Source organism: Mycobacterium pseudoshottsii JCM 15466, from assembly GCF_003584745.1.
Classification (GTDB): domain Bacteria; phylum Actinomycetota; class Actinomycetes; order Mycobacteriales; family Mycobacteriaceae; genus Mycobacterium; species Mycobacterium marinum.
In genome coordinates this window covers 3,297,959-3,321,042 of sequence record NZ_AP018410.1, presented here as the reverse complement: position 1 = coordinate 3,321,042, position 23,084 = coordinate 3,297,959, and the positions used below count along the sequence as shown (strand labels likewise).

12 protein-coding genes and 6 pseudogenes are annotated in these 23,084 nt (G+C 66.0%); 5 read left to right on the top strand and 13 right to left on the bottom strand.

Features of this window, described 5'->3' with window-relative positions; translation table 11 throughout:
• Positions 1–16: 16 nt before the first annotated feature.
• Together MPSD_RS15115 and MPSD_RS15110 are read right to left on the bottom strand one after the other, a co-directional pair.
• Positions 17–1,348, bottom strand: a complete 1,332-nt coding sequence (locus MPSD_RS15115; RefSeq protein WP_012394667.1) for a PE family protein — start codon at positions 1,346–1,348, stop codon at positions 17–19.
• Between the two features lie 145 nt (positions 1,349–1,493).
• Positions 1,494–2,558 carry a cupin domain-containing protein gene (locus MPSD_RS15110; RefSeq protein WP_020787275.1) on the bottom strand — a complete coding sequence of 355 codons (1,065 nt, stop codon included), beginning with the start codon at positions 2,556–2,558 and terminating at the stop codon, positions 1,494–1,496.
• A gap of 296 nt (positions 2,559–2,854) precedes the next feature.
• Here MPSD_RS15110 and MPSD_RS15105 point away from each other — a divergent pair, with 296 nt between their 5' ends.
• Entirely contained in the window at positions 2,855–3,676 is an 822-nt protein-coding gene (locus MPSD_RS15105; RefSeq protein ID WP_020787276.1) for a class I SAM-dependent methyltransferase, read from the top strand.
• A gap of 218 nt (positions 3,677–3,894) precedes the next feature.
• On the opposite strand, the pseudogene MPSD_RS15100 reads toward MPSD_RS15105, so the two are convergent.
• The 5 genes and pseudogenes from MPSD_RS15100 to MPSD_RS15080 all read right to left on the bottom strand — a co-directional run.
• A pseudogene (locus MPSD_RS15100) lies at positions 3,895–4,619 on the bottom strand (hemerythrin domain-containing protein).
• Positions 4,620–4,645: 26 nt separating this feature from the next.
• The gene (locus MPSD_RS15095; RefSeq protein WP_012394661.1) at positions 4,646–5,182 is read right to left on the bottom strand and encodes a peroxiredoxin-like family protein; all 537 of its coding nucleotides are present in this window, start codon (positions 5,180–5,182) and stop codon (positions 4,646–4,648) included.
• 53 nt (positions 5,183–5,235) lie between these two features.
• Positions 5,236–6,916, bottom strand: a pseudogene (locus MPSD_RS15090) (DHA2 family efflux MFS transporter permease subunit).
• Positions 6,917–7,025: 109 nt separating this feature from the next.
• Positions 7,026–8,048, bottom strand: coding sequence for an AAA family ATPase (locus MPSD_RS15085; RefSeq protein ID WP_020787279.1), 1,023 nt, complete (start codon positions 8,046–8,048; stop codon positions 7,026–7,028).
• Between the two features lie 413 nt (positions 8,049–8,461).
• Positions 8,462–11,167, bottom strand: a pseudogene (locus MPSD_RS15080) (MFS transporter); the annotation flags it as partial.
• 7 nt (positions 11,168–11,174) lie between these two features.
• Between MPSD_RS15080 and MPSD_RS15075 the strand changes: the two are divergent.
• The 3 genes and pseudogenes from MPSD_RS15075 (at position 11,175) to MPSD_RS15065 (ending at position 15,591) form a co-directional block, all read left to right on the top strand.
• Entirely contained in the window at positions 11,175–11,678 is a 504-nt protein-coding gene (locus MPSD_RS15075; RefSeq protein WP_020787281.1) for a zinc-binding dehydrogenase, read from the top strand.
• A 1,071-nt stretch (positions 11,679–12,749) separates the two neighbouring features.
• Positions 12,750–14,435 (top strand): annotated as a pseudogene (locus MPSD_RS15070) (GMC family oxidoreductase).
• Positions 14,436–14,763: 328 nt separating this feature from the next.
• Complete coding sequence (locus MPSD_RS15065) at positions 14,764–15,591, top strand: DUF1906 domain-containing protein (RefSeq protein WP_086085701.1); 828 nt, start codon at positions 14,764–14,766, stop codon at positions 15,589–15,591.
• 92 nt (positions 15,592–15,683) lie between these two features.
• Here the strand turns inward: MPSD_RS15065 and MPSD_RS15060 are convergent, their stop codons facing one another.
• From MPSD_RS15060 to MPSD_RS15045, 5 genes and pseudogenes are all read right to left on the bottom strand, one after another.
• Entirely contained in the window at positions 15,684–16,217 is a 534-nt protein-coding gene (locus tag MPSD_RS15060; protein WP_020787285.1) for a ParA family protein, read from the bottom strand.
• 72 nt (positions 16,218–16,289) lie between these two features.
• Entirely contained in the window at positions 16,290–16,493 is a 204-nt protein-coding gene (locus tag MPSD_RS29450) for a ParA family protein (RefSeq protein ID WP_232022534.1), read from the bottom strand.
• Between the two features lie 245 nt (positions 16,494–16,738).
• Entirely contained in the window at positions 16,739–17,167 is a 429-nt protein-coding gene (locus MPSD_RS15055; RefSeq protein ID WP_012394646.1) for a cellulose-binding domain-containing protein, read from the bottom strand.
• A gap of 192 nt (positions 17,168–17,359) precedes the next feature.
• Positions 17,360–18,331, bottom strand: coding sequence for an NAD(P)-dependent alcohol dehydrogenase (locus MPSD_RS15050; RefSeq protein WP_020787288.1), 972 nt, complete (start codon positions 18,329–18,331; stop codon positions 17,360–17,362).
• Between the two features lie 371 nt (positions 18,332–18,702).
• Positions 18,703–19,488: pseudogene (locus MPSD_RS15045) on the bottom strand (ISAs1 family transposase); the annotation flags it as partial.
• A 222-nt stretch (positions 19,489–19,710) separates the two neighbouring features.
• Between MPSD_RS15045 and MPSD_RS15040 the strand changes: the two are divergent.
• Positions 19,711–20,277, top strand: a complete 567-nt coding sequence (locus MPSD_RS15040; protein ID WP_223161717.1) for an FKBP-type peptidyl-prolyl cis-trans isomerase — start codon at positions 19,711–19,713, stop codon at positions 20,275–20,277.
• A 59-nt stretch (positions 20,278–20,336) separates the two neighbouring features.
• Here MPSD_RS15040 and MPSD_RS29445 read toward each other — a convergent pair.
• Positions 20,337–23,026 (bottom strand): annotated as a pseudogene (locus tag MPSD_RS29445) (PE family protein).
• Between the last annotated feature and the right edge of the window lie 58 nt (positions 23,027–23,084).

Genomic DNA, 23,084 nt, shown 5'->3' with positions numbered 1-23,084 from the left:
GCGGCAGCTTGGACGGCTAGGCGGGAGTGATCGCCGTCGCTAATTCTTGTGGCACAGAGGTCAATAGCGTGCTAACGATGCCGCCAACGGTGGGACCCGAGACAACCTCCTGAAAATACGGCAGGAACCAGGTCACGGTCGCTGTGGTGGCATGTGGAGCAACGAGAATCCCGTCGAACGGGACATCGAGGACCACGAATCCCAGACCGATCGGCAGCAACAACGGCAGCGTCACCCCACCATTGAGGAAGCCGTTGGCCAAGACAGCAGGAGCATCGACGAGGGCGCCCAATGCCCCCGCAATGTCCCCGCTCTGCACCGCGGTGGTGAAGGCGTTCAAGCTAATTCCGAACCCCTGCAGTGTGCTGAGCGCGGGACCTGCTGCCACGAACGCCACCGCGGGTGCCACGTCGGTGAGTGCTGTGCCACCGAGATTGATGAGGTTTTGCTGGATCTGTCCCCCAATGGCCGAGATCGGGGATAGGTCAGCCAACGCCCGATTCAGCGCCGACGGGTCATACAGCACGGCACCGAGGTCCTGGGCTGCGTTCTGCAGCGACGTGGCGATCGTTTGCCCGTAACCCAGCTGGTTGGCGAGGATCTGACTCAAGAAGGGCGCCGGATTGGCGGCCCACGTGCTGCCCAGGCTTTGCAGGTTGGCGGCCGTGTTCTCGATCAGTTCCTGGTACGGGGCGGCAATGTCCACCGTCGCCTGTGCCGCCGGTGCCGCGGTGGAGCCGAGCAGCGACAGCGACGCGAGCGAGGCAGGCAACGATGCGGAAACGGATTCCACGCTGGCCGCGACGTGCCCGGGAAGGAGCGTGGCCGCGCTGGCGACCCGGGTGGCCGAGGCGGCAACCACGGACTCGGCCGCAGTGACCCGGCCAAGTGTGGCGTTCGCGCCGCTACGCACCGCAGTCGCTACGGCATCGACGGTTCGCAGGCCTGCGGTCCCGATGACGCCAGTGCCGGGGCCAGCGGTTGCGGAACCATCGGTGGGGATCAACGGGTGCCCGAGCAATGCTCGAGCGGGCGCGTTCACCGTCTTGATCAGATTCTGCTCGGCGTTGGCGACTTCGGCGCTTAGGTATGCGGCCCCGCTGCCTTTCAACACGCTCACGAACTCGTCATGAAATGCTGCCGCCCGGGCGCTGAGGGTTTGGTACTCCTGAGCGTAGGAGCCGAATAGCGTTGCAATGGCGGTGGATACCTCATCGGAGGCTGCGGCTGCTATCCCCGTCGTGGGGACCGCGGCCGCCGCGTTCGCCACCCCCAGCGTCGAACAAACATCCACCAGATTTTCCGCGGACGTGGCCACCATGTCCGGCAGCACGGTGAGAAATGACATGTCTACCTCCTGCCCGGTCATCATCGACCCATTGGCATGGCAGAAACGATCGCAGCACCTTGCCAGCTCCACTAGGGACTTTCGTCGTTACCTGGTCGGGGCCCGCGTTCACATTCGCAGCTGTCCGGTTTCGGCCGGCTTGCGGTCACTCACCTACCAGGTGCCGGTCGACGGGATTGATGCGATTGACGACCAGGGGGTCAGTCCGGGTGAACGGGAAGTCCGGCAGGTCGTCGATGTGGGTGTTGAAGGTGGCGGCCAGCACCTCGCGCGAGTAGGCGCTCACCGAAGCGCGGTAGCCGATGTCGCCGGGTGTGGGTTGGTCGAAAAAGATGGTGAAGTGCCACTCGTCGCAGTCGATCACCTCGATGTGGTGCGGATAGGCGCGCGGGATGAAGTAGACGTCTCCCGCGTTCAGGTGCCAAGTGTCCAGGGTGCCATCGGGGTCCATGACTGTCATCCGGGCCGAACCCTTTTGTACATAACCCATTTCGGCCGTGACGGGGTGCCAATGCGGTTCGCGCATGCCATCCTCCTTGATCCGCAGTGAGTACATCGACAAGTCCTTCAACGCCGGCCAGTACTGCACCCGCGCGAGCCGCGCCGAACCGACCGCGACGCTGATGGGCGGTTGCTGAGCCTCCACCGCAAACTTGTGCGGGTCGTTGTACCAGGCAGTGCCGGGGGCCACCGCAGGGCCGGATCGGGCCGCCAGCGCTCGGTGGGAGGCGCGACGACGGATCGTGCCGAACGCGGCGGCGTCCAGGTCGTAGGTGTTGCCCAGCACGGCATCGGTCATCGCGCCAAACGCAGCGCCCAAGCCGAAGTCTTCGGGGCGTTCGTGGCGGAAGGCGATGATGAACTCGGCGACGTCCTCGCCGATGTTCTCGATGTGGTGCAGCGACCCCGAGTCGATGTGGAACATCTCGCCGGCGCTGACGGTGAATGACGAGAACTGGCTTCCGCTGTCGAGCACTGACACCAGTGAGGTTCCGGACACGCAGTAGGTCAGCTCGTTGGCGTTGGCATGCCAGTGGGGGGTACGCATCGCGCCCGGGTTGATCAGCACTCGCTTGATCGACATGCCTCGCAGGATCGGGAAGGTGTCAGCGGTGACTCGGCGGATCGAACCCAGGTCGCTTTCCTCAACGATTTCGCCATCCCACAGGGAGATGGCGTGGGTGGTGAGGCGGTCGGACGTCGTGGTCATTGAAGGTTCCTCTCCGGTAGCGGCAACCGGCTTGGGTCGATGCCTTTGCCATACCTCGGATCGTCGCAGCGCCGGCGAGTGACCGTCCAAGACTGATCTCGAATGGTTCAACAATCGGCGCCTATCAATGCGAAACGGGGCCTTGATCGCAGGCCCAGGCCTGTCGGGTAGTTCGTATCGGTGGCATCGTGGAGGTCACCCTGGTGGGGAGGATTCTGATACTCGAGTGGCATTGCACAATTCGGGGTAAGGCGGCGTTCGTAGCGGCAGTCGTAATCGGGCAAACGGAGGCAGCAATGACCGAGACGCACAAGGTCGACTTCAGCGATGTGCGGTGGGGGTCGGTGGAGTGGACAAATCTCTGCACGCTGTACTTGCGGGCATGCGAGAGCCGCTCGCCGGCGCCAATTCTGGGCGACACGGCGGCAGCGGAGGCGGTGCAGCGCATCGAATACGACTGGGGCCGCATGGACCGCACCATGTGGCCCGCAACCAGCCAATACATGGTCACCATGCGGGCCAAGCAGTTCGATGACTGGTGTACGGACTTTCTGGGGCGCCATCGCAACGCCGTGGTTCTGCACCTGGGGTGCGGCATGGATACCCGAGCCTTCCGGCTGCACCCGCCACAGAGCGCGCAATGGTACGACGTCGATCAACCGGATGTGATCGCGTTGCGGCGCAAGCTCTACGACGACTGCGTCGGCTACCGGATGATCGGGTCGTCGGTGACCGATGAGGCGTGGCTGGACGAGATACCCACCGATCGCCCAACGCTGCTGGTCGCAGAGGGCCTGCTCATGTATCTCACCGAGCCGGAGGTCCGGATGTTGCTGCAGCGTGTGACGGATCGGTTTGGTGCCGGGGAGCTTGCCTTTGACACAACGTCGCCGTTGGGGCCGCGGCTGTCCAAGGCCTTTACCAAGGGCATCACCAAGTGGGGTATCAGTGACGTGCGGGACCTCCAGCAATGGAACCCGCGGCTGCGCTTCCTCGAGCAGACCCATGTTGGGGCGCTTTGTGCACGCATACCCTCGGCGCCGATACGACTGCTATGGCGGCTGGTCTATGCCACACCGGTGCGAAACTTCGACGTGCTCAACCGGTTTGCGTTCTAGTTCAGGCCACAACTCGGGGCCTCGCTCGGCCCCCGTCTAGTTAGGTGCCGTCGCTAGCCGCTCGTTGGATGCCTGCCAATGCCAAACAGTATGTATGGCATTGGAAAACTATTCGGTGCAAATGGTGTGATTGAACGGGAAATGTTGCCTAGCAATGCATTTCGTCAGTTCGGAGAGGGCGATTTCGGTGCAGGGCGGCAGGCGTTGCGCAGGCGGGGCTAGCTGGCCGTGAATTGGCCCAGCTCGTAGATGCCGAGGGCTTTCTCGACATCGGCGACCTGGTCGACCACCCCTTGAAAACCGGCCTGGCCGAACTGCCGGTGCTCCTCGTCTTCGAACCCTCGGCCAGGTCGCGGAACTCTCCGGCCGGCATCACGTCCCGCAACGCCGGAAAGATGACGGTGTCTTCGCGTGCCTCGTGCGGCTCGTACATTCGGATGAACGCCGTCATATCCCGGACCAGGGCGTCTCGCCCTGGCTGGCCGGGCGCGCTACCCGCTGCGGCGGTAGCGGCGAGAATCCGGTCGGTGACTCCCCGGCCTCGTTGGTGCTGGGTGCGCAGTACGGAAGTGGTGTCGGTGAATTTTCCGGCCTGCTCCAGCATGGGAAAGACATATCGTTCTTCGAGGGCTTCGTGATAGTTCTCGACGAACGCTCGGATTATCTGAGCGCTGGCGTTGAGTTCTTGTGTGGGAGCCGGATCGCCAACTTGCAGGCGGTGGATCCCTTCTCGGTAGATCAGCAAGATTCGTTTGAGGACCCCGTGCTCGCGCATCAGGTCTTCGGGAGCGGTGACGGTCACCTGCTCGGATGAGGATGCGCCCGCGTCGGCTGGCTTGCGCGGTGAACCGGTGCAAGCCGACAGGGCGATCGCACCGGTTACGGGCATCGCGATTCCGAAGAGGCGACGGCGGCTCAGGGGCCGGTGTGGCTCATCGATCACGATCGCACCTCTCGTGACCAGCCGCCTCAGCGGGAGGAGGCGGCCAGGTCCAATAGTTCGTCTACCGACCACTGATCGTCGGCGTGGTTTCCATATTTGGTGGCCAGCACCCGGCCGTCTGAACCGATGAGGAAGTCGGCCGGAAGTCCCAAGTGTCCCTCACCGATCCCCGCGGCGCCGCGCCACGATTGGCCCTTCATTCCCCGGCTCGCGGCCATCCAGGCCCGTGGGCTTAGCACGGCTTTCGGCGAGGACTCGACACCGAACTCGCGGTAGAGCTCTTTGGCGGGGTCGGCGATCGTCGCGAAGGGCAGTTCCGCCTGATACTCACGCATCGCCGAAGCGCTGGAGTGAAACACCGCGACCTCTCGGATTCCGGCGGCGACGATCTCATCGTGTCGTCCGCTGATCGACCGGAGATGAAGGTTGCAGATCGGGCAGCCGGCGAAGCGGCGGAACTGTAGATGTACCAGGTGATCCGGGTCGGGCACTGGCACCGTCTGGTCATGGATGTCGCTGAGTTGATGCGCGGCGAGAACGTCACCGACTTCGATTCTTCGCATGCAACCAGCCAACCACGAGCTTCCGACACCGGGTACCCAGTGCGCTGCATGATTCAGCCATCCGGCCCGAACGGCGTCAGGTCGTTCGATGAGCTGTTGCGGCCGGCGCCGGGCCGGGTGTCTTCTGGTGGCGACTGCCGGCCATGGGGTGCAGCGTCGGGTTCGGGCGTGCGCTCGAGCGACGACGTTTGGCTCAGTGCGGTCAGCGCCGACCATTTCGGCAAGAAAGCCAACGGTATGAAGGCCAACACCGCCAGGACGACTGCCACCACAAACACCACGCTGTACGCGCGCGAAAGTTCGTGCAACACGGGCTGGTCAAGGGGGACGCCGGGTCGGTGCTCACGCAAGATCTCGGCCTTGCTGGCGCCGGAGGCATTTTCGCCATTGTTGAGCTGGCTGGTCAGGATCACCGACATTAGCGCGGTGCCTACCGCGGCTGCCATCTGCTGATTGACTTTGATCAGCGTTGAACCCCTCGCGATCTGGTTGGGGGCCAGGCTCTGCATTGCCACCGCGACAAGCGGCATCCTGGTGCAGCCCATGCCCATGCCCAGGATCGTCAGACCGATCAACAGCATCGGAAGGTAGTCGCGCTGGGTGGCGACCCCGAAGGCGAAGACGCCCATACCGGTGGCAATCAGCGTGACGCCGATGACGAGTACCCCGCGAGCACCGCGTCTGTCCACCAACGCTCCCGCCAACGGCACTGCCAGCGCGGCGCCGATTCCGCGGGGCAGCAAGCTCATCCCGGCTTGCAGCGGGGTGTGGTCGAGCAGCTGTTGGAAGTAGCTGGGAAAGAGCACCCCGGCGCCGAAAGTCGAGACGATGTAGAGAAACATCGCCACGTTGGCCAAGGTGAGCGCGCGGTTGGTGAGCAGGCGCAGATCGATGAGGGGCTTGTCCGCGCGGTAGAGGGCATGAAACACAAACCCGACTATCAAGGCGATACCGATTCCCGCCGGTACCCACACGTGGCGATCGGCCACGGTGCCATAGATGGGGATTTCCGACATCCCGTACAAAAACGCCGGCAGGCCCGGCGACAGCAGCAGCATCCCGACGACGTCGAAGGTTTCCGACGGTGCGGGCGTATCTCGAGGGAACACGACCGCGGCCAGACCCACCGCGACCACCCCGACCGGCAAGTTGACCCAGAAGATCCACTGCCAGCTATAGCTGTCGATGAGCCAGCCGCCCAAGGCGGGACCAAAAGCCGGAGCGAGCACACCCGGAATCCCCAGCACGGCCATCACACGGCCAACCCGTTTGGGGCCCGCCTCGCGGTTGACGATGGTCAGGGCCAGCGGCGCCAGCATGCCGCCACCGAGACCCTGCACCACTCGAGAAGCGATCAGCAGGGCGATGTTTGGCGCAATCGCGCACAGAAGTGAGCTCAGGGTGAACACCAATATCGAACCCATGAACATTCGTTTGGTACCGAATCGGTCGGCCGCCCAGCCTGCCAGGGGGACCACAGCAGCCAACGCAAGCGTGTAGCCGGTGATCGTCCAGGCAACGACGGCCTGGGTCGAACCGAAGGTGTCGACGAATGTGCGCTGTGCGACGGTGACGACGCTGGTGTCCACCATGGTCATGATCGAGCCCAGAACGCACACGCCGGCAATCCGCCACAGTCCGGCGTCCAGCCCGGTCCGGATAGCTGTGTTGGTCTCGGTTGTCCGGATGAGTGTCCGGTGATCTCGGTCGGCGCGGGGTGCCCGCGCGGCGCATCACCATAGGATCCGGAACCCTTGGGCCACGCCGGAAGTTGGGGTCGGGGACGCGTCCGCCGCTGGAGCTAGAGCCGGCCGTTGGCGCCGACTGGGGGTGATGGAATTTGTCACGGGGAGCGCGACGCCCCAACTTGGCGTTCCGCGCGGTCCACACCGCTGTCCTTCACGCGGACCGCAGGAGTGAGCTCTTCGATGGCGCGCAGAGCCGTCGACGTCCTTTCGTCCCAGTCGCCATTGACCACCACGAACGGGCGTCTGGCCGTCTTCAGGGCGTGTTGGCAGCGCGCGAAGAACTCGCCGCGATCGCCGGGCCGGCCACCCCTCTGGTTTGCGTTGCAGGGCAGATCGGGTTTGGTGAGCAGCGTGAGATCGTAAGGACGCCGGGCACAACAGTCGAGTTCGCGCGGGCTGTGCCCAAGCAGGAACTCGGCCCATACGGTGGTCGCGAGGGGGCCGGTGTCGCAAATCAGGATGCGATCGGCATTGCGGGCCAGCGCCTCTTCCGACGCGATTTGTCCGCGAACGATCTCGGTCCAATCCTCTAGCGAGTCGGGATTGAGCCCCCGCGGTGTCCTTGCCCACTCCGGCACCCACGTCGTTCCGAGCCTTTCTGCGAGGGCTCGTGCGAGGGTGGTCTTACCGGTGGATGCGGGGCCGATGATGCTGATGCGCTTCGCGAAGGCAGGCCGCACGCACCGTGGGATGTAGCGCCAGTAGGCAAGCGGGTCCGCTCTGATGCGCGTTCCGCTCACCGGAACGATGTTGCGGGCTTGATCGACCGCCACGAAACGCGCTCCGAGAACCTTGGCGAGGTCCTCGCCGTAAGGCTCGGAAGCAAAGACGAAGTCGGGGCGCCGGGGGAGTACCCGCTCGAGGCGCTGCTTCCAGATGTCCCAGTACGACGGATGCTCCGGCGGATGCTGTGGGTTTTCCACGGCAACGGTAACCACGTGGTCGAAGGGAAACAGCTCACGCATCCAGGCAAATCGTTGGGTACCCGAAATCGGGTCTTCGTCCTGTACCGAGATCACGATGGTCAGATCATCCACCCATCGGCTTGCGAACTCGCCGAGATAGACGTGTCCGGCATGGGGTGGCAGGAACCTCCCGAGCACCATGCCGTGAGTCACGAGGGTGCTCCCGCGGTGACGGGGCTTCCGGGCCTACCGCTGGGCCGATCGGATCCAACCGTCGGCGCCTCCCCGACGGTGCGCCCGAGCAACTGCCGTGTGACGCCTCTCATCCGCGGGTAGCCGCCGAAGATCTGCGTCATCGCCGCACTATCTCGTCGCCCAGCGCCTGCGCGCAGTCTCGCGTAGCCCGTAGGACACCACCGTGGGGTAAAACATGATGGTCACCAGGATAAACGCCGATCTCTGACGGTGCGGCAAGTTTCTGCGCAGCATTCAAAAGATTGGGCGGGCGTCGAAAACGGGGGACCACTCAGTTTGCTGGCGGTGCCACCGGCGGTGGGTGGTTCACGCCCAACCCCGCTGGCGTCCTGGTGCGTCAGGCAGGGGGGATTTGTTGGCGGCCTGTCGGTTCACGGGAACACCAGCTTCATGATCTGCGGCAGCGCTTGGCGAGCAGCCATCCGTCCCGCCTCACGGGCGCGGTCGATCTGGTGGAACTCGAGAAACCCAATGCCGCTGGGATTGGGCTGAATCACCACGTCGGCGTGCGCTAGTACCTCGGAGGAGGTCATCGCGCTGCCAATCGTCAACGCGCGCAACAGGGTATCGGTGATCCCTGGCACCTGTAGCCGCTTACCATGCCGACTGTCTGGAGCGCTGTCCCGATTGCCGCCGGCCACGTTCACCGCAATCACCGGGCCTTCCGGCCCGGCGAGCGCGGTCACGGGCACGTTGTCGAGGATGCCGCCGTCGACGTGCAGGGACCCCGCATGGGCCATCGGCGGGTACATCACCGGCAGCCGCATCGAGCAGCTGATCACGTCGGTGAGTAGACCGCTGCGGTGCACGACCGACTGGCGGGCCAGTAGATCGACACTGACGCAGCGGAACTGCTTCGGCAACTCCTCGACCAGCCGGTCCCCGAAGGCACTGCGCAGGGCGACCTCGGTGCGCTTCCCCCGCAGGAATCCCTTACTCGGGAGGGTGAAGTCGCTGTGGTTCTTGCGCACGAAGTACTCGTAGATGTAGGCGTCCACTCCGGCCGCGTCCACGCCGTCGGCGGCCAGCGCCGCCATGAGCGCGCCCATACTGGTGCCGGCGTAGCGGTCGACGGTGATCCCGGCCGCCTCCAGCTCCTCCAACACGCCTAGGTGGGCACACGCCAACGCACCGCCGCCGCCAAGGACCAGCCCGACCGAACGGCCGGCGATGCGCGCGGCCAGAGGGCGCAGGTCGTCGGCAATCGTTGCGGGGTGAACCGTATGCACCGACCGCGGGGTGATCAACTCCTCCCACTCCCGCCGGTACACGGGAGCCGCCGAGGGGCCGGTGAGGACCAGGTCGACGCCCGGTGCTTTGGCCGTTAGTCGCCGAGGAGGCGCCAAGAAGTCCCGGGCCACCAGCACCACCCGATCGGCGACGCGCACGCAGAAGTCCAGCCACGGTCCGTCACCGACCGTCGCCTGCAACACCACCCGGTCGGCGGACCGCTCGGCACGCTCCAGCCCGTCGGCGTTGACCCGGCCGGGGGCCACCGCCCGCAGCCGCTGGGACAGGGCGGCGCACAGTTCGGTGGCCACCACCGTCGCGGGCGCGCCGGCGTCGACACCGATGACCGCGACGACGACCTCTCGTGCCGGCGGCCGGCTAGCCGTGCGCGATGTCGGCACCTGACGATTGGCCAGTACCGAGGCCAACACACCGAGCAGCCGCGCGTCGGCGATCTTGGCGAATTCGGACTTGGGCACGCGCAGCAGGGACGAGTCGCGCACCGCCAGGACCGACGCGCTGCGGGGCGCGTCGCGCAGCACCCCGACTTCGCCCACCAGCTGGCCGCGACCCAGTTCGGCCACCAAGCCGTGTTCGTCGATCACCTGCAGGCGCCCGCTGCGCACCACGTAGAGCGAGTCCGATACGTCGCCGGCCCGGAACAGGTACGAACCCGCTTGCAGCTCAACGTGTTCGGCGTGGCGATGCAGGTCGGGCACGGCCTGCAGCACGTTGATATCGGGGGAAGTCGACACAACCGGGGCCACGCTCGGCTGCGGTAGGGGCGTCTGCGCCGGCGGTACGGATTCGGGCGTGACGGCCTCTGCGGGGGCAGGGCGGATGCGGCCCAGCCAAACCGCGCCGAGCGCGACGGCGACGAAGCAGATCGCCGCCATCGTCCAGCCGCGGCGCAGAGACTCTTCAGCCGCACCAGGCGCCGGTGTACCCACCAGAATCACCAGCAGCGCGACGCCGATTACGGCCCCGACCTGGCGGATGGTTCCGGTCACCGCCGAAGCGGTGGCATAGCTGCTGCCCGAGGCCAGCCCGGCCAGGGCGGCGCTGCCCAACAGCGGGAACGCGGCGCCCACACCGATGCCCTGCAATATCTGGCCGGGAAGCCATTCGCCGAGGAAGTTGGGGGTGGTCCCGACGCAGGTCAGGTACCACAGCAGGCTGCCGGCCCAGATCAGCGCGCCGACGCCGATGATGACGCGGTAGCCGTGCCGGTCGGCAACCCGGCCCAGCAGCCCCGCGGTGACGGCCGCGATGATCGCGGCCGGACACACCGCCAGGCCGGCCTGTAGCAGCGTGTAACCCCACACGTAACTCAGGAACAGGACATGGGTAAGCAGATAGGCGTAGAAGCCGGCGCTCGCGATGGCGGTGAGTGCGCTGCCGGCCACGAACGAGCGGATGCGCAACAGCGCCGGCTCCACCAGCGGCGTCGGGTGGTTTCGCGAGCTCACGACAAATCCGATCATCGCCAGCGCCGCGGCCACCAAGGACCCGATTGCGGGCAGGCTGGACCAGCCCCAGTCCGGGCCCTTGATCAAGCCCAGGGTCAGCAGTCCCAGCGCAGTGGCCAGCATCGCCGCGCTCCGAACGTCGGGCACCCGTCGACGCCCGCAAGCCCGGCTCTCCACCAGCGCCCGGCGCGCGGCCAGCACTGCCACGATGCCCAGCGGCAGATTCACCAAGAAGACCCAGCGCCAGTTCAGCGCCTCGACGAGCGCGCCCCCAATGGGTGGGCCGAGACCGGCCGCGATCGCCCCGGCGGCACCCCACAGGTTCACCCCGTGGGCTCGCCGCTCGGCGGGAAAGCTCTCCACGACGAGCCCGAGTGACCCGCGGGTGGCGGTCTTCGGGGGTACGGGTTCGATCGGGCTCTACTGCGTTGACGCCGCGGTGCACTGTGCTGGTGCGCACACGGTCTACTACGACGACGACCCGGTGCGGATGGCGGTCGCTGAGCAACTTGGAGCCGAAGTCGCCGACATCAACGGCAAGCGGGAGAAAAACTTCGATCTTGCGGTGGATGCCTCTGCCGATCCCGAACGGCTCAAGATGGCGCTGCGGTCGGTGGTGCCGGAAGGACATGTCAACAGTGTGGGCATCTACTTCCAGGATGTCGCGTTGCCGATGCTGCAGCTATATATGCGTGGAGTCCATTTTCACAACGGCAAAGGTCACGCTCGGCCCAGCATGACGCCGACACTCGACGCGGTTGCCGCGAATGTGCTGCATCCCCAATTGGTCACCTCCGGGATCTACGGATGGGACGAGATGCCGGAGGTGCTCACCTCAAAGCAGGCCGGGCATAAGCCGATCTTCGTACTCGACGCGTCTGGCCATTGAGCTCGGGGATCTCGCCCATCGATTGCCATTACGTCACGTGACGTAACTGTGCTGCGCTAGGCCTCGATCTGGGGCTCGGGTGCGGGCTCTTTGGGTGGTGGGGGTACGCACGGGGGGTAGATCCGCGGATGGTCAAAGCGGGGTCATGCAATCGGGTCGGTCCCGTGTGTTGTGTGGATCCGCGGCCGGTCCGTTCGGGATGACTCGTCGCGATGATCGCCTCGATAGTTTGTGGAGATGCGCTCGTTGGCTATTGTCACGTGACGAAAACGTGTACGCATGGCGCGGGGAAGGTCGGGCGAGCACATCGCCGTCGATGTCGTCGTGGCGGTGTTGGCAGGCGACGTCGGAGACCTGGCTGTGTCAACAAGCGACGGTCACCAAGACGTGTGTGGCGATCCCTATATATGCCACCCAATGTGCCGATAAGCGACATTATGTCAAGTTAACCACTGCATATTGCATCAGATGAATCAACGCCTGACCTGTTTCTCACCACCGCTCCTCCCGTCGTTTCGGCTGTGTTGCAGGACTTTTCGCCCGCCATACCGGTGGTGAGCGGCCGTCACCCGCCGCGTCGGCCAAAAGGCCTCGCATCCATTGGCTATAGAGAGGCTGCCGGATACTCATAGATCGAGGACGATGCGCAGTGCCGCATCAACGCGGCGCATCTCATCGAAGTTCCATCTTTGGTCAAGACCTCCAGCGCCTTCGTTGTGTCTTCGTCGGGCCTGAAGGTGATGGTGTTAGCCATCGCAACAGTGTACGACATTTTGTAAGACGATCGTTGGGGGCCACATGAGCGGTTTCTCTCCCCGGCCGCGGCAACGATGAATCCATTCGGCTCTACCTGGGGGCCATTGAGGGCCGCGAACTCCGATCGGTCACGTCCGCTGCAACGGAGACGAGGACACCGTTGAGACAGTCGCGCTACGACCATGTCTCTGAAGATGGCATTCTGCAGTTGCCGGTTGACAAGACGGATACCGGACAGCCGTACCCCGCTCTCGGCGGATAGGGCTGTCTTCGCGTGACACCAGAACACGCATGAGATGGAGGACCGATGCCGCAATGAGCCCGGTCGCCGAATTCGACTTCATCATCGTAGGAGCAGGCAGTGCGGGCTGCCTGCTCGCCAACCGGCTCAGCGCCAACCCTGATCACCGTGTGCTCTTGATCGAGGCCGGCGGCAAGGACAACTGGTTCTGAATCAAGGTGCCGGTGGGCTACCTGTACACAATTGCCAACCCCCGCACCGACTGGTGCTTCACGACCGAGGCTGACCCGGGTCTGGCCGGCCGCAGCATTCACTACGCACGGGGCCGCGTGATCGGCGGCTGCTCATCGATCAACGCCATGATCCACATGCGCGGACAGGCCAGCGATTACGACCTATGGGCGCAGGCCACCGGCGACCAGCGATGGCTTTGGGGCGGCCCGGACAGCTCCGGCGAGACACTGGCGATCTACAAGAAGTTGGAAAACTACTTCGGCGGAGCCGACGACTGGCACGGCGCCGGTGGCGAGATTCGCGTTGAGCGGCCAAGGGTGCATTGGAAGATCCTCGACGCCTGGCAGGCCGCCGCTGCCCAGGTGGGCATTGCTCCGATCGACGAGTTCAACCGGGGAGACAACGCCGGTAGTGCGTACTTTCATGTCAACCAACGGCGTGGCCTGCGCTGGTCGATGGCCGATGCTTTCCTGCATCCCGTCGCCCACCGGCCTAATCTCACCATCTACACCCAGACCCAGGCCTTAAAGCTACTGGTGGACAACCGGGTTCACGACGATCAGCGTCGCGGTGCCTGGACCACAGCTCAGCACCGCGCCACCGGCGTGCGGCTGCTCAAAGATGGCCAAATCGTCGACGTCCAAGCCCGTCGAGAGGTGATCCTGAGCGCCGGAGCGATCGGGTCGCCGCAGCTGATGCAGGCCTCGGGTCTGGGCCCGGCCGGGCTGCTTGCCGAGCATCAAGTGCCGGTGGCCGTCGACCTGCCGGGAGTGGGTGAAAACCTCCAGGACCACCTGCAGCTGCGAACGATCTACCGGGTCCGGGGCGCCCGGACCGTCAACACGCTGTACCGGAATTGGATCAGCCGGGCAGGCATGGGACTTCAGTACCTACTGCTGCGATCGGGGCCCTTGACCATGCCGCCCTCCACGCTGGGCGCCTTCGCCAGAAGCGACCCCGCGCTGGCCAGTCCCGATTTGGAGTGGCATGTGCAGCCCTTGTCGTTGCCGAAATTCGGCGAACCCCTGCACCGTTTCGGAGCGATCACTCCCTCGGTGTGCAATCTGCGACCCAGCTCGCGTGGCCACGTGCGCATAACCAGTGGAGATCCGCTGACCAAGCCAAAGATCCTCTGCAATTACCTGTCCACCGACCAGGATCGTCAACTAGCCGTGCGCGGCCTCCGGATGACCCGGCAGATCATGGCGGCACCGTCGCTGGCTCGCTACTGCCCAGAAGAGTTGCTTCCCGGCCCGCAACTGGTGAGCGACGAAGACCTGCAGAAGGCGGCCCGCGAACTCGGCACAACTATCTTTCATCCGGTGGGCACCTGCGCGATGGGAGCCTTTGACGCACGCGGTAGGCCGAGGTCGGCCGCCACGGTGCTCGACACCGACTGTCGCGTGTACCGCGTCGCCGGTCTTCGAGTGGCCGATGCATCGGCGATGCCCACCATCACTTCCGGGAACACCAACGCGCCAGTCATGCTGGTCGCAGAGCGCGCAGCGCGGGCGATCCTGGGATGAGTCGGTCAATACCGAGTGGTCCCCAACCGCCACGCCCAAGCATTACTTGGCAGCTCGGAGTCGCGGGCGTTGGACACACTTTGGACGCACACTCGAGACTGTTCGGACACTTGGGCCGAATGACTATGCAGAGAACCGAAGATGGCGGGTTACCAGTAGCCGCCACCTGAAGCGTACGTCGACGGCCCCACCAACGACACGCCGAGGCGTTCTCATTCGGCGTGGCCATTGCCGAACGGTCACCGCTTGGTATCCATTTGGGAACGCACCCGCGTTTCGGCTGGCGCAGGTCTATCGGCAACAGCAGTCACATCGTTAACATCGCGCGATGCACAATTTGCCCCTGCCGCCCAGCGCTGTTCGATCGCGAGCGATTTCCCGGCGCGACGCGCTGCGCTACACGACTGCGTTGGCCGGGCTCGGTGCCGCATCGGCGGCCTGCGGCATGCCCACCGCGGCCGCCGCCGCTCCCCCTCGACTGATCGACTTCGCCGCGCATCAGATTCCGGCGCAGCAGATCCGAGCTGCCGGCTACAGCGGTGTGGTCAACTACGTTTCGCTGCCGCGTCCCGGCTCATCGTTTGGCGCTAAGCCGATTACCCGGCGCTACGCTGATTCACTGACGGCCGCGGGCTTGGTGATAGTCAGTAACTACCAATACGGCAAACCGGGTGGGTCAGCGCCGTCGGACTTCACGCGGGGCTATGCCGGCGGCGTCGCGGATGCGCGCACCGCCTGGCAGCTGCACACCGCCGCGGGCGGCGGCCAAGGTGCGCCGGTCTTCTTCACGGTCGATGAGGACATCAATCGCGATACCTGGAACCGTGTTGCGCTGCAATGGTTTCGCGGAATCAACTCGGTTCTTGGGGTTCAACGTACCGGGGTTTACGGAGGAATCGATGTGTGTCAGTGGGCCGCGGCCGATGGTGTTATCGGATCTTCGGGCACGCCCGGCCGCCGGTGGGCCTGGCAAACTCGAGCCTGGTCCGGCCATCGGATCTACCCGGCCGCCGTTCTCTACCAGCGCGTCGTGAGCACCAAGTCCAGTCCTGGCCCGCGGGTCGGCGGATTCGAAGTCGACGTCAACGACGTTCTGGCACCGGACTGCGGACAGTGGAACCTCCATCAAGGGCATCGGAATGGCGATGCGCGATAGCCGCTGCTGGCGTTCGCTGAGCTCGGCATCATCGCGTGCGACATACAGACCCCAAGAGCCTCACCGGTGTTATTGCGCCAACCACCGATTCGTCAGGGCTGCACGTTCGGGGGCGTACTAGCGGGTCGACCCAACAGGTCGCGTTCCAGGAAGCCTTGGAAGACTCGCGCGAGATTGGTCGCGATGGTGTCGTGGCAATCACCGAGCCGCGTGCCGCCTTGGAAAGCCTCATTTATGACGGCACGCCTCGGCACCTCGGCGCGGACTTCGTCGCCAAACTCGCGGTACGCCTTTTCCCGGATCGACCGCTCGATGCCGATCCGACTGTCGAAGGCGGACAAGACAACACCGCACCATCTGAGTGGATGTGTTCGTTGGACACTTTCCACCCTGTTCCGCGCCTCCTTGGCCTTCCGTACCGCATCGAGGGTTGGGGTGATCGGCGCGTATGCCACATCACCTAGATGCATTGCCAGCGCTTCCAAAGAGCCGGTGCGACCGCCGGTGTCGATCAGCAGAAGTTCATAGCGGTCGAATATCCCCGCAACTGTAAAGATGCGTCGCAACAACCCGGTGTCCGATACGCCTATGCCCGCGACGCGGCCTAACGAAGCGCCGGCGGGCACCAAATCCACCGAGGGCCATGCGGTTTCAATAATCTCTTCGGGTATCCGCTTGGCGCCCTGGTCGGGCTTGCCTCAAAAGTCGATTCCGGCATCTTCTAGGACGGAACCCAAGCCGGTTGAATGCTGCGACACCCCAAAGTGATTAGACAGATTCCGCTCTGGGTCTGCGTCGACCAGCAAGGTCGAGATCCCGGCTCGCGACGCTTCCCCTGCCAGCATTATCTGCCAAAGCGTTTTCGCTGTTCCGCCCTTGCCGGAAAGCACCAGCGCCGACACGGCTACCACTGCGTGCCTCCGCCGAGTGCCTGACTCACCTGCGCTACATCCCTCCGTCACGTTCGCGCTATGGCCAGACATCGCGCGCGGTAGTTAGCCTATAGGTTGCCGGAATTCTGCACAGCCGATCATCGAGCTCAACTTGGCGACTCCTGTCGGACGCCCAGGCAGGACATGGCACATCCAGCGCCGATGCTGCACCGGCGCATCGCGAGGGCTGATGACTTCTGGACCTCGGAGTGCTCCTAGGAGCAACGATATTGTCGGTTGAGCATGCAATTGGTCGGTGGCGAGTACGTGCCGAGCAACACTCCTCGGAATCCACCGGTAGCTGAACCGCCAGGTGCAATGACGCGATTCCAGTTCGCGGGGCTCACAACATAGTGCGTGCCGGATTGCGCGACGGTGCTATTCCACGCGTGCGAGATGGATTCTCCCGCCGGCAAGTCGAATTCAAGCCGCCAGTCGCTCATCGGTACCAGGCTCGCATTGGTGATCGCGAAGCGCGCGATGAAGCCGGTCTGCCACGTATGTTCCACCGTCAACGTTGCCGTGGCCGCGGCTGCGTGAGCCTCGGGGCTAATGGCGAGTCCGGGGATGGCGACCATCAACGCCAACAGAGTGACGTGAAGCGCTGTACGCCAGCGCTTCACGAAGCTGTCCAGTCTGGCCATGACAGCCAACGCTAGAGACACCAAAGCGATATTGGCCGTTGCGTCGCGGGTGGGCTGCAGTACCTTTGCGCAACCGAAACCGTCATGAGATGTTGGCATCGCCGCACTCGTCGGGCCCCGGGGTGCCCCGCATTGGCCCCGCACTGTCGCGCAACTGACCGTCGGCACAGTCAAAGCGCCCGGCAGACGATCTCAGGGTTCGAGGATCAGTTTCCCGGTCATGCGGCTGGTCTGGCTGAGCCGGTGGGCCTCCTCGGCGCTGGTGAGTGGGAGCTTCTGGGCGATGCTCACCCGCAGCTTGCCGGCGGCCACAGCATTCACCAGCGGTTCCAGCCGCGCGCCGTTGGGTCTGCCCAGGATTGCCTTGGATTTGAACGGGGGCACCACCACTTGCACGGCGGAGCTGGGCTCGTCACCGGCCACCATGATGTGGCGACCGCGCGAAGACAGCAGTGCCCGACACCCGGCGCCGGAGTAGCTGCCCACGCAGTCGATCACGACGTGAAATGGGGCATGCGGCTTGGCCTGCGCCAGTGCGTCGCCCTGGTTGTAGTCCAGAACGAGGTCGGCCCCTAGGTCCTTGACCATCTCGACGTTTTTTGTCGAGCACACGCCGACCACGAAGGCCTCCTGCAGCTTGGCGATCTGCACGGTCAGCTGGCCCACGCCCCCGGAGGCACCCAGCACCAGCACGCGCCGGTCGGCGGGCGGCACTTGCCGGATTCGGCCCAGCTCCACGACCGCCATCCAGGCGGTGACACCGCCCACGGGCAAGGCGGCGGCCACTGCGATGTCGACCGTGTCCGGGACGCGGCAGAGCTGGTCCTCGCGCACCAGCACGGTGTCGGCGTATGAACCCCGCTGACCACGGGAGAAGTTGGTGCCGCCCACCACCCAGTCTCCCGGGGCGGCGCGCGTCACGCCCGGACCGACCGCCTCGACCACTCCGGCGAAGTCCACCCCCACCACCACCGGTGGCTTTGGTCCGATCAGGCGTGCCGCCAGCCGCAGGGGGCCCGAGCTGCGCATCTTCCAGTCGACCGGGTTGACCCCGATCGCCTGGACCTGTACCCGGACTTCGCCGGCTTTCGGTTCGGGCGTGGGTAGCTCGATGAGTTCTAGCGGTTTTGCCGGATTCCACGTTCGCTGCGCCATGGCCTTCATGCCCCAGAGGCTAGTGAAACGGGTTCCCTACCTGTGACACCGGACCGGTCCCCGGGTCTCGGGTCGGTCAGGCGCCGGCGGGACTTACGGCATGGAAGATCGCCGTGCGATATGCATCGATTTCCTCGGTACCATTGATGGCGCTAGAGAAAGAAGGATTATTTCGATGAGGTTGACGACGTTTTCTGGTGCCCGCCGTGGCTTTGGAAAAGTATTGGCAATAGGCGCTTTTTGCGCCGCATCTGCCCTCATTGCTGCCGCCCCCGCCGGCGCGGACCCGGTCAACCCGTTTGACCCTGCGGATTGCATGGCGAATGCGGATGCCCTATGCAACCTCGGCCCGTATGGGCCCAGGGCTCCGGCGTTGTTGATTAGCAGGCTTGTGAGCTGGGGAATTGTGGATTGAGGAGGTCTAGGCGGCGGTTGGCGGTCAAAGCGGTGATCCGGCAGGCTTCGGCGATGTTGTCGGCGCCGTTGAGGCGGTGCAGATTGATCGCGGTGTTGCGTAGCGTTGCTAGGACCTGTGCGCCGTTTCCGGTATGTGCCCTTTGACGGTCTTCGTCGAAGGTGACGTCGCGTATCCAGTGCAGGCTGTTCTCGATTCCCCAGTGTTGACGCATCCAGGTCATGATCGCGGTAGGGCGGGCGTGCTCGAACGGCAGGCTGCAGATGGCATAGACCACCTCCACGCTGCGCTGGTCGGTGGCGGTGATCAAGCGTTCACGAGTGATCCGGATGATTTGTTTTGCGTAGGGGAAGCCGATTCCTCGTGCAGCGGTGATGATTTGCAGGGTGCGGGTCTCGACACGGCCGTGGCCGCGGGAGTCGTCGGTAGCGGCTGTGGGCACCTCGGCCCAGGGCAGCGCGGTGATACGCGCAAGTATTTTGGCTTGGTTGGACTTGACGATCATCAGGTAGTGCGACTTCAAGGTGGCGCAGATCAACTTCGCGGTGACGACCTGGGTATGCATCGCATCCACGGTGACCAGCCACCGCAAGCTACCCGGCAGCAGCGCGAGCAGGGCACGTACGCAGGGAATTTCATTGCTTTTCTCGGCGACAGCGAGTTGACCGAGCACCAATCGGGCACGGTGGGCGAACACCGACACGAGATGCGTGGCTGTCGCTTTGGCGCGTAAAGCGGGCCGAACAGTCCTCTCAACCCCGCGAGCCCGATGGATCCGGTAAACCCGATGAACCCGGCAAATCCGGCAAATCCGATGAACCCGGCAAATCCGATGAGCCCGATGAACCCCGCTAATCCCAGCCATTTCTGAGCGGTTCCAAAGGGCACAGCTCAATGCGCCGCGTGGCGCCGCCGCTTCGCCTGGTCGGCTACGGCAGGGCTACCAATTGGGGCGGTGACCAGTGGCTGTAGCCTGAGCGCCGTGAAGTCCTTCCGGGTTTATTCCTCCGCTGTACTTGCCGCCTGCGTCGCGGCAATCGGGGTTCCGCTCGCCGCATCGGGAACGGCAACCGCCGCCGCTTCGTGTCCAACCGCGGCGCCGTCCAGTGGCACGACGCCGGAGTGGACGCTCAACGGGGCCACCGGCAGCGTTGCCGTCACCGGATCCACCGAGACGGCGGCTCCAGTCGTGAAGGTGTCGACCCCGTTCAGCGTGAATCAAACCCAGGTGCACACGCTGCAAGCCGGCGACGGCCCCGTGGTCCCGGGTACGGCGAGGGTTTCCGTCTGCTACATGGGCGTCAATGGGCGCGACGGGTCGGTCTTCGACAGCAGCTACGAACGGGGCGCCCCGGTCGTCTTCCCGCTCAATGGGGTGGTGCCGGGCTTCCAAAAGGCCATCGCGGGACAAAAAGTCGGCTCCACGGTTGCCGTCGCAATGACCTCCGCCGATGGTTACGCCGACGGCCAGCCCAGCGCTGGCATCCGTCCGGGCGACACACTGGTCTTCGCGATCAAGGTCCTCAGCGCCTCGAACTGATTCGCGGCCTGCGGGCCGTGCGACCTGAGTTGGCGGTCCCCGTCGTTTGGTTGCCTCGACTAGGGCGAGCCGTTGAGCCCTTCGTCGCCCAGCAGGACCCCACCTGACCCACCGGCGCCGGGGGTGCCGGTTCCAACGTTGCCGCCGTTGCCGCCGTCGCCGATCAGCACGGCGTTGCCGCCAGTGCCGCCGTCGCCTCCAACGCCGCTCGATAGCGACTGTCCGCCGGCCCCGCCGGCCCCGCCGATTCCCAACAATTGACCGCCGGCACCGCCGTTGCCGCCCGAGCCCCCGTCGCCTGCACCGACCACGCCACCGAACCCGCCGGCTCCACCGGCCCCACCGAAGCCCAGCCACCCGGCTGCCCCGCCCATCCCGCCGTCACCAGCGGTTTTCGTGCTGGAACCGCCAAATCCTCCAGATCCCGCACTGGAGAACAACAGGCCGGCGTTGCCGCCGTCCCCGCCGTGCCCACCCACGACACCCAGGCCAAATCCACCGTCACCGCCGGCCCCGCCGCTGCCGAACAGCATCCCGGCATTGCCGCCGGTGCCACCAATCCCCCCAGCCACATCGCCAAATCCGCCGCTCCCGCCCGCACCGCCGGGCCCGCCGAACGCTCCGGCATCGCCCCCGGCCCCGCCGGCGCCACCGTTTGCCGACTCGCTGGCTCCCCCGCCCCGCCGTCGCCGCCACCGGCGCCGACCAGCCCACCCAGTAGGCCGCCGGCCCCGCCGCTCCCGCCGCCACCACCGTCTCCGTTGACGCCAGCCCCGCCGGCACCGTCCAGCCCGGCCGCACCCAACAGCCCGCCGGCCCCGCCGCTCCCGCCGCCACCACCGTCTCCGTTGACGCCAGCCCCGCCGGCACCGTCCAGCCCGGCCGCACCCAACAGCCCGCCGGCCCCGCCGGCACCGCCGCTCCCGCCGGTACCGCCGGTCAGTGAGAATCCGCCGACCCCGTCGACCCCGCCGACCCCGCCGACCCCGCCGGCACCGGATAGCCACCCGCCCGCCCCACCGGAGCCGCCGCCGCCGCCGTCATCGGAGGCCGAGCCAGCGCCGGCGCCGCCGGTGCCGCCGGTACCGATGAGCCCGGCTGCCCCGCCGTCACCACCGGCGATACCCGAGCCGGCAGCTCCGGAGCCGCCGGCCCCGCCGTCACCAAGCAACCAACCCCCGGGCGACCCACTCGCGCCGCTGCCGGTAGCCCCCGGGGCTCCATTGCCGATCAGCGGGCGCCCGGTGGCCGCCTGAATGGGGGCATTGACCGCGGTCAGCGCTTGTTGCTGCAAACTGTGCAGCGGTGAGCTGCTCGCCGGGGCGTCGAATCCGTCGGCTCCCAGCAGCACACCACCGGTACCGCCGACACCATTGCCACCGTTGCTCGGACCCGCTCCGCCGGTACCGGCGTTGCCACCGTTACCGATCAGCACTCCGTTGCCGCGGTTACCGCCGTCGCCTCCAGCCGCCGTACCTTCGCCACCCGCGCCACCGGCGCCTGCGTTGCCGATCAGCAGGCCCGCCCGGCCTCCCGTTCCCCCCTGGCCCCCAACACCGCCGGTGCTGGAGCCACCGACTCCGCCGACGCCGCCGTCGGAGAACAGCAATCCGCCGGCCCCGCCGCCCCCACCCGGGCCGGCGGTCGCGCCGGCACCGCCTTCCCCGCCGGCCCCGCCGCTGGAGAAGAACAACCCACCGTCACCGCCGGTCCCCCCGGTCCCCCGGCCGCCCCGGATGTACTGCCGAATCCTCCGGTCCCGCCCGCCCCACCGGTGCCGAATAGCCCCCGCACGCCGAACATCCCGCCGGCGTCACCGCCGGAACCACCGCCGCCGCCTGTCACACCGCCGTATCCGCCGGTGCCGCCGGCCCCGCCTGGGCCACCGAGCACCCCAGCGCTGCCACCCGTCCCGCCGGCTCCGCCATTGTGTTGTCCCATCCCGCCGATGCCGCCATCGCCTCCGCCCGCACCGACCAGTCCGGCCCACGGCCCCCGGCTCCCCCGGCTCCTCCGGCCCCACCGGTCGCGCCACTCCCGAGACGGCCCGCTCCGCCTGCCCCGCCGGTTCCGCCGGCACCCAGCAGACCCCGGCCCCGCCGGCCCCGCCGACCGCGCCAACGTCGCTGGTCGCCCCACCTGCCCCGCCGACTCCGCCACTACCCGACAACCAGCCCCCGGTCCCCCCAACCCCTCCGGCACCACCGTTACCGACCGTGGAGCCGCCCCCGCCCCCGGCCCCGCCCGCACCTCCCGATCCCAGCAGCCCGGCCGCCCCGCCGTTACCTCCCACTTGGCCGGTGGCGCCCGACCCGCCGGCGCCGCCATCGCCGAGCAGCCAGCCGCCATCGCCACCATTGGCGCCGGTGCCCGGCGCACCGTTGGCGCCATTGCCGATCAGCGGCCGCCCGGTCAACGCTTGTACCGGCGAATTGATCGCCTCCAGCAGCTGCTGAAGCGGTCCGGTGTTGGCGGCCTCCGCAGCTGCGTAGGCGCCTCCGGCGCTGCTCAGCGCCCGCACAAACTGCTCGTGAAAAGTTATCGCCTGCGCGCTCAACTGCTGATAGGTCTGACCGTGAACAGAAAACAGCGCCGCGATCGCCGCTGATACTTCGTCTTGGGCCGCGGCGACGATGGTTGTGGTCTGCGTCGTCGCCATGGCGTTGGCGGTGTTGACCGAAGAACCTATGTCCCTTAGCTCGGTGGCCGCGTGTACCACGATTTCCGGAACCGCCGTCAGCGCGGTCATGTCGAACCTCCATAAAGCTCACAACCAGCCGGGGGGTTCCCGGCTGGTTTCGACGAGC

What these genes read in the sequence shown, in the direction of transcription:
- MPSD_RS15115 (WP_012394667.1), bottom strand. Translation starts at nt 1,348, where the DNA reads ATGTCATTTCTCACCGTGCTGCCGGACATGGTGGCCACGTCCGCGGAA.
- MPSD_RS15110 (WP_020787275.1), bottom strand. Translation starts at nt 2,558, where the DNA reads ATGACCACGACGTCCGACCGCCTCACCACCCACGCCATCTCCCTGTGG.
- MPSD_RS15105 (WP_020787276.1), top strand. Translation starts at nt 2,855, where the DNA reads ATGACCGAGACGCACAAGGTCGACTTCAGCGATGTGCGGTGGGGGTCG.
- MPSD_RS15095 (WP_012394661.1), bottom strand. Translation starts at nt 5,182, where the DNA reads ATGCGAAGAATCGAAGTCGGTGACGTTCTCGCCGCGCATCAACTCAGC.
- MPSD_RS15065 (WP_086085701.1), top strand. Translation starts at nt 14,764, where the DNA reads ATGCACAATTTGCCCCTGCCGCCCAGCGCTGTTCGATCGCGAGCGATT.
- MPSD_RS15055 (WP_012394646.1), bottom strand. Translation starts at nt 17,167, where the DNA reads ATGGCCAGACTGGACAGCTTCGTGAAGCGCTGGCGTACAGCGCTTCAC.
- MPSD_RS15050 (WP_020787288.1), bottom strand. Translation starts at nt 18,331, where the DNA reads ATGAAGGCCATGGCGCAGCGAACGTGGAATCCGGCAAAACCGCTAGAA.